Source organism: Neobacillus solisequens, assembly GCF_051233465.1.
In the GTDB taxonomy this organism is placed as follows: domain Bacteria; phylum Bacillota; class Bacilli; order Bacillales; family Cytobacillaceae; genus Neobacillus.
Genome location: NZ_JBKFGJ010000004.1, coordinates 131,174 through 142,743, shown reverse-complemented (window position 1 = coordinate 142,743; position 11,570 = coordinate 131,174). Strand labels below are relative to the sequence as shown.

At 37.9% G+C, this 11,570-nt stretch carries 13 protein-coding genes; 2 read left to right on the top strand and 11 right to left on the bottom strand.

The features are described from left to right. Nucleotides 1-33: 33 nt before the first annotated feature. From rsmH to ACI3K6_RS06480, 7 genes are all read right to left on the bottom strand, one after another. Nucleotides 34-966 (bottom strand): 16S rRNA (cytosine(1402)-N(4))-methyltransferase RsmH, encoded by a 933-nt coding sequence (gene rsmH, locus ACI3K6_RS06510; RefSeq protein WP_335475491.1) that lies wholly within the window; start codon nt 964-966, stop codon nt 34-36. A gap of 72 nt (nt 967-1,038) precedes the next feature. Then, entirely contained in the window at nt 1,039-1,470 is a 432-nt protein-coding gene (mraZ, locus tag ACI3K6_RS06505) for a division/cell wall cluster transcriptional repressor MraZ (protein WP_335475494.1), read from the bottom strand. A gap of 152 nt (nt 1,471-1,622) precedes the next feature. Next, nucleotides 1,623-3,257: a bacillithiol biosynthesis cysteine-adding enzyme BshC gene (gene bshC / locus ACI3K6_RS06500; protein ID WP_435554182.1), complete on the bottom strand. Its 1,635-nt coding sequence runs from the start codon at nt 3,255-3,257 to the stop codon at nt 1,623-1,625. A gap of 88 nt (nt 3,258-3,345) precedes the next feature. Then, nucleotides 3,346-3,696: a DUF3397 domain-containing protein gene (locus tag ACI3K6_RS06495; protein WP_335475530.1), complete on the bottom strand. Its 351-nt coding sequence runs from the start codon at nt 3,694-3,696 to the stop codon at nt 3,346-3,348. Between the two features lie 38 nt (nt 3,697-3,734). Beyond that, entirely contained in the window at nt 3,735-4,640 is a 906-nt protein-coding gene (locus ACI3K6_RS06490) for a 2-dehydropantoate 2-reductase (RefSeq protein ID WP_435554181.1), read from the bottom strand. A gap of 281 nt (nt 4,641-4,921) precedes the next feature. Then, on the bottom strand, nt 4,922-6,463 hold the full coding sequence (locus ACI3K6_RS06485) for an acyl-CoA carboxylase subunit beta (protein WP_435554180.1): 1,542 nt from the start codon (nt 6,461-6,463) through the stop codon (nt 4,922-4,924). 12 nt (nt 6,464-6,475) lie between these two features. After that, nucleotides 6,476-6,688: an acetyl-CoA carboxylase biotin carboxyl carrier protein subunit gene (locus ACI3K6_RS06480; protein ID WP_335475503.1), complete on the bottom strand. Its 213-nt coding sequence runs from the start codon at nt 6,686-6,688 to the stop codon at nt 6,476-6,478. A gap of 327 nt (nt 6,689-7,015) precedes the next feature. Here ACI3K6_RS06480 and ACI3K6_RS06475 point away from each other — a divergent pair, with 327 nt between their 5' ends. After that, nucleotides 7,016-7,489: an N-acetyltransferase gene (locus ACI3K6_RS06475; RefSeq protein WP_435554179.1), complete on the top strand. Its 474-nt coding sequence runs from the start codon at nt 7,016-7,018 to the stop codon at nt 7,487-7,489. A gap of 292 nt (nt 7,490-7,781) precedes the next feature. On the opposite strand, the gene ACI3K6_RS06470 is transcribed toward ACI3K6_RS06475, so the two are convergent. The 4 genes from ACI3K6_RS06470 to ACI3K6_RS06455 all read right to left on the bottom strand — a co-directional run bounded on the left by ACI3K6_RS06470 (nt 7,782) and on the right by ACI3K6_RS06455 (nt 10,128). Next, nucleotides 7,782-8,411 carry an RsfA family transcriptional regulator gene (locus tag ACI3K6_RS06470; protein ID WP_435554178.1) on the bottom strand — a complete coding sequence of 210 codons (630 nt, stop codon included), beginning with the start codon at nt 8,409-8,411 and terminating at the stop codon, nt 7,782-7,784. A 64-nt stretch (nt 8,412-8,475) separates the two neighbouring features. After that, entirely contained in the window at nt 8,476-9,255 is a 780-nt protein-coding gene (locus tag ACI3K6_RS06465; RefSeq protein WP_435554177.1) for an enoyl-CoA hydratase/isomerase family protein, read from the bottom strand. A 97-nt stretch (nt 9,256-9,352) separates the two neighbouring features. Continuing rightward, nucleotides 9,353-9,526 carry a 50S ribosomal protein L32 gene (rpmF, locus tag ACI3K6_RS06460; protein WP_066368365.1) on the bottom strand — a complete coding sequence of 58 codons (174 nt, stop codon included), beginning with the start codon at nt 9,524-9,526 and terminating at the stop codon, nt 9,353-9,355. A gap of 74 nt (nt 9,527-9,600) precedes the next feature. Then, on the bottom strand, nt 9,601-10,128 hold the full coding sequence (locus ACI3K6_RS06455; protein ID WP_435554176.1) for a YceD family protein: 528 nt from the start codon (nt 10,126-10,128) through the stop codon (nt 9,601-9,603). Nucleotides 10,129-10,349: 221 nt separating this feature from the next. On the opposite strand from ACI3K6_RS06455, the gene ACI3K6_RS06450 reads away from it, so the two are divergent. Continuing rightward, on the top strand, nt 10,350-11,570 hold the full coding sequence (locus tag ACI3K6_RS06450) for a nucleotidyltransferase (RefSeq protein ID WP_435554175.1): 1,221 nt from the start codon (nt 10,350-10,352) through the stop codon (nt 11,568-11,570).

Below are 11,570 nucleotides of genomic sequence, written 5' to 3'. Positions count from 1 at the left end.
TTTTAACGGGACTTACTTAAATGTTCCCTCATTCTATAATTTCTCAGCAACTCGCAACTTTGCAGAACGTGCACGATTATTTTGTTCAAGTTCATCTTCTGATGGTAGTATCGGCTTTCTCGTTATGAGTTTTAATGTTGGTTTGTATTCATCAGGAATCATTGGTAAACCTGGAGGCAAGTCAGGTGTTTCACTGGCTTTTTTGAATGTGGCCTTACAAATCCGATCCTCTAGTGAATGGAAGGTAATAACACTAATTCTTCCCTCTTGATTTAACAATTCGATTGCTTGGTTCAGTGATTTTTCAAAGACTGCTAATTCATCATTTACGGCAATGCGGATTGCTTGAAAAATCCGCTTGGCTGGATGTCCACCTTTTCTGCGGGCAGGTGCAGGAATAGCCTCCTTAATTAAGTCTACTAATTCCCCTGTCGATTCAATAGGTTTCTTTTCTCTGGCCGCTTCAATTTTCCTGGCAATCTGTTTAGAGAATTTCTCCTCGCCATATCTAAAAAATATTCGGACCAGATCCTCATATGACCAATCATTAATTACATCATATGCTGAAACCGGTGCATCATGGTCCATTCTCATATCCAATGGGGCATCATGATGGTAACTAAACCCTCGCTCCGGCGTATCCAATTGTGGTGATGAAACACCAAGATCATAAAGGACTCCATCAACTTTGGTAATACCTAATTTTTCAAGTTCTTCTTGCAAAAATAAAAAATTACTTTTTACAATTGTTAACTTGTCACCATATTCTTTTAATTTTTCTTTTGCATTAGCAATAGCTGTTTCATCCTGATCAAACGCAAACAGTTTTCCGCGATCTCCAAGCTTTGATAGAATCAGGGAACTATGCCCTGCTCCTCCTAGAGTACAATCGACATAAATTCCATCAGGCTTAATGGAAAGTCCTTCAACAGCTTCAGCTAATAACACAGTTGTATGATTAAACATTTTTTACCACCTTTTCCAATCGGTTAAAAAATAAGAATTTTTTACAGAAAATATATTAATATAACTTGTCCATTATATATCAAAGCCAATCATATTTTCTGCAATATCCGCAAAAGATTCTTCAGATTGCGAAAAATATTCTTCCCAAATTTGTTTGCTCCAAATTTCAATTCGATTGGAAACTCCTAAAATAACACATTCTTTTTCCAGCTTTGCATACTGCAAAAGTGGTGCTGGAATATTGATTCTTCCTTGTTTATCCAATTCACTCTCTGTAGCACCTGAGAAGAAAAAACGGGTAAATGCACGGGCATCTTTTTTTGTCAGCGGGAGACCCTTGAGCTTTTCTTCGATCTGAGCCCACTCCGATAATGGGTAACCAAATAAACACTGATCCAAACCTCTTGTGATGATGAACATTTCACCAAGATCATCTCGAAATTTGGAGGGCACAATTAGGCGGCCTTTATTATCAATGCTGTGATGGTACTCACCCATGAACATACCCATTACCCCCACTTTCTATTAAAAATGTACCACAATCCCCCACTTTCCACCACCTATTTTTTAACTAATTCTTTGAAAAAACGAAAAATCCTTTTTTGAAAGCTGTTTTTTTGTAAAAAAGAAAAACCCCACCGGAGATGGTGGAGTTTTTATAGTTTGATTACCTTATGCGTTCCGTCAAATTCGAAGGAAAGTGCCATGATTCTATTTATGATATCTAGTCCGTAGTGATTTAAGTAATAATAAATATTCCATACTCTTTCTTGAGGGATTCCGTTTGGTCTTAAAGCTAAATCAATGCGGGTAAACTTCTTTAAACGGATATCGTGTTTCTTAGTGACAGCATCTTGAAGCTTTGTCTGCATAAAGTTCAGATCTTTTAGTAAGAATGATTCATTTTTCCTTACTAGCGGGATGAGTCCCCGTTCTATTTCTGATGTTTTTGCCTCAACCAACCGGTATTGTTCCTTTAATTGGTCCTTCATGACTTGAAATAAATCATCTATTTCGTGATCCTTGATAGAGGCTAAAAATTGCTCTCGTTTTCCTGTTGTTCCCTGTTGTAAAACATGATCAAGACTTAATTGTATTTCTTCCAACTCTCCCTCAATCGACCGATCAAGCAAAGTAATATTTAATCGCGGAACAATTGGCGGCATTTTGATATTAAATGATTCAAAAACCAGTTTAAGTTCTGCCCAATATGCAATTTCTCCAGGACCAGCAATAAAGGCGATGGTTGGAAAAAGCCATTCCTGCATTAATGGCCTTGTTACTACATTATTACTTAGTTTTTCGGGATGATTGGCAACAATCTCCACTAATTCCTCTTTTGTAAAGGAAACTGTACCATTTTTCCCCACAAAATGATGATCTTCATTGTCATATTCAAGTAAAATACGTTCGTTTCTAATTTGATCATAAAAAAACAAATTAGCAGATTGTTCAGTTGCTTCAATCGTTGTAGGGAACCCTTTTTCTCTTATTTGCTGCTGCTGCTCTAATAAAGTTAAGGTAATCCCTTGATGGTTGTTAATTTGCTCCATCAAAAATTCCTTTTGTAGTTGACGGAACTCACTATTCCCTGAATCCACGACCAATAGTCCATAATCCTTAAACAACTCCATTACGATCCCAGCAAAAAAATCGACGAATGTTGTTGATTTTTCAATGAGGACATGACTAAATTCCAATAACTGATTCGTGTATTCCGTCTCGCCCAAATTCTCGACTAAGTTGTAGACCCATTCTCTACAAATATTTCGGTCAATTTCAATATCTGAAACCATTTTCTTTTGCAGAACTTTTTCTGGATATATCCATTTATCCGCTTTTTCACCAACCGGAACAAATACATGATTCACTTCTTGATAATCATGATCCTCCCCAGCTATCCAAAAAACAGGAATAACCGGTACTCCCAGCTGCTGTTCCTTTTGTTGTGCCAATTTGATAATGGAGATGACTTTATGGATGGAATAAAGAGGGCCGGTTAAGATTCCTGCCTGTTGTCCACCAATGACAACTACACTATTTTCGTTTTTTAACTTACGAATGGAATGTTCCACCTCTATGGAAGAGGGAAATTTTTGCATAAATCTTTCAATATGATTTGCCACTTGCTCGCGAAGAAATCTTCTTTCCTTTAATTCTGCCAATCGATTTTGGTCCTCATGTACATCATTGTAGCGATAGTGAAAAAAAGGCATGATGTCTGAAGATTGTTCCAAATAATTAGAAGCAAACCGATTCGTTGCAGGCAAGGAGAGATTTAACATCTCCATTTAGTTACTCCCTTTCTGATCACCTAATTGTCCTTTAATGAGTATACCATTCCCCACTAAATATCAAAAAATATATGCACTAACTTTTTCAGGAGAGAGAAAAAACTAATGCACGATGGATTAAACCAAAAAGAGTCAAGGAAATATACACCACAAAAAACATCAAAAACGTAAATCGCCAGAACCCCTTAAGAACTTTATGAATGATAACTTCTTCCTTAACTTTCCAATGGATAATCACAAAAAACATTGCCGTCACGATTAATACTAATAGTATTAGCCAAAAAAATGATTTTCCCCATATCGTTTCCATTAAAAAGTAGACAGAAATAATGAAAAGAATCGTTGAGTAATCAATAGCTTTATGAAACGATTTTTTTGGGTTTTTATAAATATATTGAAAGATTACTAGAATTAACACAAACCCAAAGAAGGGCATGATAAAAAATATTGATAAGAGCGTTGAAAGGAAGGCGCTCACACCAACTCACTCCCATCAACTTGCTCTTTACCTTTGATCAGGTTAAATAACTGACTGATCAATGGTGCCTCTTTATGTTGAATTTTGGCCTCATTTATTAAATAACCTAATATGGCATCTACTTCAGTTGGTCTCCCTGCTTCCAAATCCTTCAGCATAGAAGAGCGATTATCGGCTGTTTTCCGGCAAACCTGAACCACTTGTTCAAAGTGCCAAGCAGAATCTTCCAGAAGCAAAATGGAAGCTATTTCAGAATAAACCTTTTGCACTTCATTAAAATAGTAGGGATTCTCAATCAATGCACCGTTCTTAACACTAAGCAGTGAAGTTAACGGGTTAATGACTGCATTCACGACTAGTTTTCCCAGCAACATGCTATAGAAGTTTTCGTGGAAAACAAACGGAAAATCATCAGGCATAGCCGTTATAAACTCTTTTAATTTTCCCTCATTCCCTTTAAAAACAGCTACCTTCGTAATTCCTGCCCCATTATGACTGACTGTAAAGTTGTTTTCTTTTGCTGCACCATGTTCAATGGACCCCACAAAAATATTTTCTGATTGAATGGATTCAAGCTGCTTTAAGTGTCCCATACCATTTTGCAAAAATAATATGTTGTTAGCGGATGCAGACAAATTCGATATTTTATCGATTATTGGCTCCAGTTGATATTGTTTAACAGTAATTATTGTTACGTTTTCATCGCCCTCCCACTGCGAGATAGGGAGTGCCCTGACTGATGACTTTTTACATATTTCTCCCTTATAAAGGAGAATTCCATGTTTATTTATCTCCACTGCCTGTTCGGCTGTCCTCGTATAAATAGTTACTTCAACTGCTCTGTTTAGGTAGGAGGCAAATAATAATCCAATTGAGCCTGCTCCAATAATTCCAACCTTCATGATTGATCCCTTCTTTATTAAACTATATCTGTATTTTATCAGCTAACCCCCTCACTTGTAAGTAAGCAATGAAAAAAAGAGTGTCCCTTTGGGCACCCTTATGAATTGTTCTTTATAAAAGTCTGTTAATTTCCGCTCTAGGCACTCCTTTTTCCATGGGTGTTCCGGGAGATCTTCCTCGGAGATTAAGAGCCTGCGTGGTCTCCCCTGCCCCGTTCTCCTATAGGAGAGTCTTCGTGCCTTACGCTCTTGGATAATATCAGTATGGCTTTTACTTTTTATTATACAGGATAGACAGGATGTTTCCGTTCACTTAATGGTATTTCTTTTGTCTCATAGTAGGCAAAACGTTTCGTCAGTACGTTTCTTAATTCGGATGGTGCGACAATCTCATCCACAATCAATTCTGAAGCAAGTCGATATATATCAATATGTTCCTTATATTCCTTTTGCTTTTCTTGGACAAAGGCAATTTTTTCTTTAGGATCGGTGATCTCGTTAATTTTATTTGAATACACCGCATTTACCGCTGCTTCAGGGCCCATAACTGCAATCTGAGCAGTAGGTAAGGCAATACAGCAATCCGGTTCAAATGCTGGACCAGCCATGGCATAAAGACCCGCACCATAAGCCTTCCTGACAATAACGGAGATTTTCGGAACTGTTGCCGAACTCATTGCGGCAATTAACTTTGCACCGTGACGGATAATTCCTGCTCGCTCCACCTTTGTTCCGATCATGAAACCAGGTACATCAGCTAGGAACAATAATGGTATGTGGAAGGCATCGCATAGCTGAATAAATTTTGCCGCTTTATCACTGGAATCAACAAACAATACCCCGCCCTTTACTTTAGGCTGGTTGGCAATAATCCCGATTGCTCTTCCATTCAATCGTGCTAAACCGGTAATAACTTCCGGGGCAAATAATTTTTTTATTTCAAAAAAACTCCCTTCATCCATTAATCGGTCAATGCACTCATACATGTCAAAAGGGGCATTCTGGTTTTCTGGAATAATGGATTCCAATTCACGCCCTTGTTTTGGAGCAACTCCTGACAATTGAGCTGTCTTTTCTTTGTAATTAGCCGGAAAATAACTTAAATATAGTTTAGCGGATTCAATGGCTTCCTCCTCGCTAAAGGCTAAGAGATCGCCACAGCCACTTACAGTACAGTGCATCCGGGCTCCTCCCATTTCTTCAAGGGAAACCTTTTCACCAATGACCTTTTCTGCCATCCGAGGAGACCCTAAATACATGGAAGCATTTTTATCTACCATGATGACAAGATCACAAAACGCCGGTATGTAAGCACCTCCTGCCGCTGAAGGACCGAATAACAGACAAACCTGCGGAATTTTTCCAGAAAGCCTTACCTGATTATGAAATATTTTACCTGCCCCACGACGGTTCGGAAACATCTCTAATTGATCAGTAATTCTTGCTCCAGCTGAATCAACCAAATAAAGTAAAGGGACCATTAATTTTTCAGCAACCTCTTGAATGCGAATTATTTTTTCAACTGTTCTTGCACCCCAGGACCCCGCCTTTATGGTTGAATCATTAGCCATTGCACAAACGGTTTGGCCATTTATTTTCCCTATCGCTGTTACCACTCCATCTGCTGGCAAATCTCCCGCTAAAAAGTTAGCAAACTTTCCATCTTCTTCATATTTTCCTTCATCAAATAATAAAGCCAATCGATCTCTGACAAAAAGTTTTTTTTGTTCTTTAGCCTTTTCGTGGTATTTTGGATGGCCACCCGCCTCAATTTTGTTACGGTTAGCTTCGAGCTGCACATTCAATCTATCAGTTGTTACCATTAAAGTCCCTCCTTAAACTAGTACCAATAAAACATCGCCCTCATTGACGAAATCACCAATCTTCACTCTCACTTCCTTGACCATTCCTTCCCTTTCACTCTCAATTGGGATTTCCATTTTCATTGACTCCAGCATAATCACTTCTTGCCCAGGACTTACTGACTCCCCTGTTGAGACAAATACATTTAGCACTGTTCCTGCCATGGATGCAGTAATTTCTTTCATTTCTTTCCACTCCCTATTCCGTTTTAATAAAATGGCTATGTTAAAGAATACTGTTGATTTTCACTCCTGTTGATTGGAGCAGTTACCAACATACAAGTTTAAAGAACCAATAAAATAAAAAGGTTGTAATATTGTTCTTTCTACATCATTATCAGAATTTCCTGCTAATTTCGAAAACGCTTTCAGTGTTTAGAAGAAGAAATTTTTATTATTATGTTATATAATGAAAGTGCTTCATTTTTGAATAATGCAAAAATTATTCAATTTATGATATTCAAGGACGTATGATTATATAAGTAAAAAAATTCATATTCCAGGAGGACAACAATGGGGACAAAAGTGGAGAAATTAAAAATAAATTTTAAGACTTTAGAGGAATTTAAAAAATTTAAAGAATATGGAATCCAGGAATTATCCATGTTGGAGGATTTAGAAGCCAATATGGTGGATAATGACAATGAATCACCGTTTTATGGAATCTATTTTGGCGATAAACTAGTTGCGCGTATGAGTCTGTATCAAATTGACGCCAAATTTGACCGGTATTTTTATCCACCTCAAAATTATTTGGAATTATGGAAGCTAGAAGTGCTACCAGACTATCAAGAGAAAGGTTTCGGAAAACAGCTTGTAGAATTCGCCAAGAATTTCGGATTACCTATTAAAGCGAACCCTAGAATGCAATCTCGTGGATTTTGGGAAAAGATAGGTTTTTCTAATGTTGACTATGAAATGGACAGAGACCGCGGCGAAAACCCATTAGTATGGTACCCAGAAGGCGTCGAGGCACAACAACATTAATTTATTTATTTAAAGGCTATGTAAAGAATACTGTTGATTTTAAAACCTGTTGATAGGAGCGGAAGGCACGAAGACTCCTCGAAAATGCTAACGCATTTCCTTCGTGCGTGGGCGGAGTCAAGGAAGCAATTCAATGTCCTGTGGAAGTACGGTTCTGGAGAGACCCCGCAGGTGCAAGCGCCGAGGAGGCTCGCCGAAAGGCCCACGGAAAGCGAAGTGCCTGGAGCGGAAATCAACATACAAGTTGAACAGAGCCTATTTAAAAAGCGGACTCTCCACGAGCCCGCTTTTCCTATTTTTCCACTCTTTCAAGATTACCATTTTTGTCCATTTGGAATTTTACCTTTTGCTGCCGGTCTTCCTCTTGAAGGACTACCATTTTACGGGCCTTTTCCATAATTTCTAATAATGAAAGGTAATCTTCCTCAATGGATTTTAAACTAGTAGCAAGTCTTTCATTCTCAGAGGACAAGTAATATGTTTGCTTCTCCAATTCTTTTATTTTTTCATAAGCTTTTTCGCGATCTTCCTCTAGGGTCAGATGGCTATTTACCTTGTTGTAGAGTTCTTCCAGATAGCGAATGACCAGCGGAAAGGTTATCGTATCCCCTTGCTCAAAGCTGGGCGGTGATGAGATTGTTTCTACGTCATCTTCTAGCGGAATTTGATTGTTTCTGGAAGAAGGTTGTTGTTTTTTCAATTCCTTACGCTGTTTCTTTGCCAGTTCAATACCGCTTTTGTATTGCTTCCTTACATACGAATTCCAGCGAAAACCACAAGCTGCAGCAGTACGCGTTAGTTGCTTGCCAACTTCCTCAAAGGCCTGAAGTTGTGTCCCACCTTCGCGTATTTGTCTCAGAACAACTTCCGCAAGCAGTAAATCTTCATCTTGTGACCAAGCATCCTGTCGAGTCGGTGACATTAGAATTTCCCCTCCTAGCAGTGTTTTTATAAACATATGCATCTACTAGAAAAGATAGACTTAATCAGGTTTCTCGTTTTGAAATATTCAATGTTTTATTCATAAATTTATTTACATATTCATGGTGGACATCACTTTCCCAGAGTACGGAACAGGTCTTAACCTCTTCTTCCATTCTCCTTAAAAGATTTTGCGCTTCCCACTTGCGGATCCATATCTTTTTATAGGCTTGTAAGACTGACACTTCTTTTAAAAGAATGTTTTCAAGAAAAACATCACTGGCCAAATTAGGATCACCTTCAAAAGTTTGATCAATATATCCTATTTTCTCAAGATCTTCAACCCGCTTAGGCTCAGCTTCCATCAAAAGTTTCATGGCCATGGGTTGAGGCAATTTTTCCGAAAGAATGGTGCCTCCGCCCCAACCAGTTGTAATAGCCTGCTTCCCTTGTACAAACCCTACTTTTACTCCTTTTTTAGCTAGTCGATAATCACATGCAATCGCTAGTTCGCAACCGCCGCCAATCGCCGGTCCATTTAACAATGCTACAGTTGGAATCGGCAATACTAGTAGAGAATAAAGAATCTTAGACATTTTTGAAAGCATTGCATATGCCTCTTCTTTTGTATGTAGGGAGTGAAAGACAGACAAATCACCACCTGAACAAAAAGCCCGATTCCCTTCTCCGGTAATAATGAGTGCTTTTGCCCCTGATTCTTCAGCCAATTTAATAGCTTGGGACAATCCCTCCATTACCTCATAATTGATGGCATTGCGTTTTTCTTCCCTGGCAATAGTAAATAGCAATACACCATTTTTTTGCTTTTCTATCAAATATGACATGATTCTCCGCCTTCCATGCACATTATTTGCTTCACTATGTAAATAAAATGACAAAAGCACAAGGAATTATTCCTTGTGCTTTTTATCTAAGTAGTTATTAATCGTTAACTACGTCTTTTCCTTTGTATGTTCCGCAAGCTTTACATACGCGGTGAGCTAATTTCATTTCACCACAATTTGGGCATTCTACCATACCAGGAACGCTTAATTTGAAATGTGTACGACGTTTTCTTTTAACAGTTTTAGAAGTTCTTCTAAAAGGTACAGCCATTCTTCCCACCTCCTTATAAGAAAAGCGTAAGGCATTGCCTCGCTGTTTTTTCAATTTGCTTCTTTTATTTCCGATTATGATTCGGAAGAAGGATCATTTTTGTCAAAAAATTTAGCAAGTCCCGCCAATCTAGGGTCAATCTTCTTTGAATCCGTTTCTTCTTGTAAGACTTCCCAATCCTTACCGGATTGAGGAGCAGCACCCTCAGAAAACACATCATCGCAAAAGACCTGCATTGGAACTTCAAGTAAAAGAATCTCCCTGATAATTGGGTTTAAGTCAATGACATCCCCTTTTACTTGATGAATTTCCTCTTCAGTTTGATAAACAGAATTTTGCAATAGGAATGTTTCAGATGCTTCGACATTAATTGGGTACTTAACATCTACTAAAGTCCGTGAACAAGGAAGGATTAGATAACCTTCAATTTTTAAGTGAAAGGTAACTTTTGATGAATCAATATCCCCACGACCTGTAATATGCATCGGAGAGACTTCCCTGATTGTTGGATCGTCCTGCTTGATTTCATCAAACCGAAAAACATCATCAATCAAAAATTCCTTATTCCGATATTTCTGCAATTGACTTAATGTCCATTTCAAATGAATCACCCCAAGGCAACAAAGGTAATTATAGCCTTCGATAATATTTTTGTCAATATTTTTTCTTTACAGTAGTATTAAGTAGAATCATTAGTGATTTTCCATACTAGTGTATCCAATTAAGGCTTTTACAAACATCTTTTCCATCTTATCATATTATTAGATTAGTTTCCTTACAAATTTCCGATAATGTTAATAATTTTTTATGAAGGAGTAGATCTATGAAAGCAGTTGGTGTCATCGTTGAGTATAATCCGTTCCATAATGGTCATGCCTTTCACTTACAGGCATCTAAAGAAGCCGCCAATGCTGATGTCGTGATTGCCGTAATGAGCGGGAATTTTCTTCAGCGTGGAGAACCTGCACTTGTTTCCAAATGGGTCCGAACCCAAATGGCTTTAGTAAATGGAGTAGATATTGTTTTTGAATTGCCTTATCGTTTTGCTGTTCAAAAAGCCGAAATTTTTGCCACTGGTGCAGTATCGATTCTAGATGCTGCCGGTTGTGATTCTTTATGTTTTGGCAGTGAAAGCGGTGATTTGGGAGCCTTTAAGCAAACGTTAGAATTCTTAACATCCCGATCAGCCGAATATGATGAACAAATCAAAACTTTTATCCAAACCGGTGTCAGTTACCCTAAAGCATTATCTCTAGCTTTTCAACAGTTATCAGGCTCTGAACATGTTCTTGATTTATCCAAACCTAATAATATCCTTGGTTTTCAGTACATAAAAGCTATCAAACAACTAAGGAGTTCGATAGAGCCCTTAACCGTTTCAAGGAAAAGTGCGAACTACCATGATGAACATTTTGCTTCGGATACAATTGCCAGTGCAACCAGCATTCGCAAAGCCATTTTTTCTAATGACCATGAAAAAATGGGGATCGGCCAATATGTTCCAGACCGTACAAAAGATCTGTTAGAAGAATATTTAGAGCGTTATGGAACCTTTCATCACTGGGAACTCTATTGGCAATTGCTGCAATTTCGGCTGCTTCAAACTAATCCAAATGAGTTAAGAGATATTTATGAGATGGAAGAGGGGTTAGAAAACCGTCTAATCCAAGCAGCATTGGAAGCGCAAAATTTTCAGGAGTTCATGCAAAAAATAAAAACCAAAAGATATACATGGACGAGATTGCAAAGATTATGTGTCCATATTCTAACAAATACGAAAAAATCGGAAATGAACCATCTTGAAAATGCCAGTTATTTAAGGCTTTTAGGGATGAGTGATTTAGGTAAAGAATATTTAAATAAAACAAAGAAACATTTTAATCTTCCCCTTGTTTCGAGGATTCCATCCTATAAAGAAAATGACATTCAGCTTGATGTCAGAGCAGCAAGAATATACGGAATGTGTCTTGACGAACCACATAAGAAGATGATGATTCAACAAGAATACAAACAACCACCGATCGTTATTGAAAAAAGCAGCTAA